The organism is Bradyrhizobium canariense, from assembly GCF_019402665.1.
Lineage (GTDB): Bacteria > Pseudomonadota > Alphaproteobacteria > Rhizobiales > Xanthobacteraceae > Bradyrhizobium > Bradyrhizobium canariense.
Genome location: NZ_VSST01000117.1, coordinates 1 through 656, shown reverse-complemented (window position 1 = coordinate 656; position 656 = coordinate 1). Strand labels below are relative to the sequence as shown.

The 656-nt window shown below is 60.2% G+C and carries 1 protein-coding gene; it reads left to right on the top strand.

Annotated features, from left to right (window positions below; genetic code table 11):
- The coding region (locus FXB41_RS39890) for an OmpA family protein (protein WP_219685658.1) at positions 1-196 on the top strand (196 nt) is incomplete at its 5' end.
- Between the last annotated feature and the right edge of the window lie 460 nt (positions 197-656).

Genomic DNA, 656 nt, shown 5'->3' with positions numbered 1-656 from the left:
GGCGTCCACAGATGAGTACAATCTCGACCTGTCGAAGCGCCGCGCCGAAGCCGTCGCAGCCGAGCTGGTGAAGAGTTTTCGCATCGCGCAGGCGCGGTTGCGCACTGCCGGTGTTGGATTGCTGGCGCCGGTCGGCCCGAATGCAACGGACGCAGGCCGTGCGCTCAACCGGCGCGTGGAGCTGGTGGCGCCGTGAGAACGGTGCATGCGGCACTCGTAACGTGATGGGAACAGCGTGAAGGGCGAAAACGGATTAACATATGTTTGTCAGCGCGACTTCTGCACGCACGCGGGAATACGTGCAGGCAAACGCGCGTTCTGACAAGGCGCGCAGCGCTCGCTGCGTTGCGTTGCGTTGCGAGAGCAGGAAATAATGAACAAAGTGCTTTAGCCGTCCAAGCAATTGCTTTGATGCTGATCGAAACGCGATGTCGCGACCACTGCATATCTCATGCGCTCGCTGCGACATCGCAGCGCCAACGATTTGCCTTGCCATGGCATGGCGCCGGTTATAACATTCTATTCTAGGTTGTCGCCCTGCCAGCCCCGGGCGACGCTGAAGACCAAAATAAACGGCGGGCTTCGCGGCCCGCCGTTTGTTGCGGCAAGGGTGAGGCAAGGCTGAAGGTAAGGGTCTCTGAGCCTCCCCTAAATCG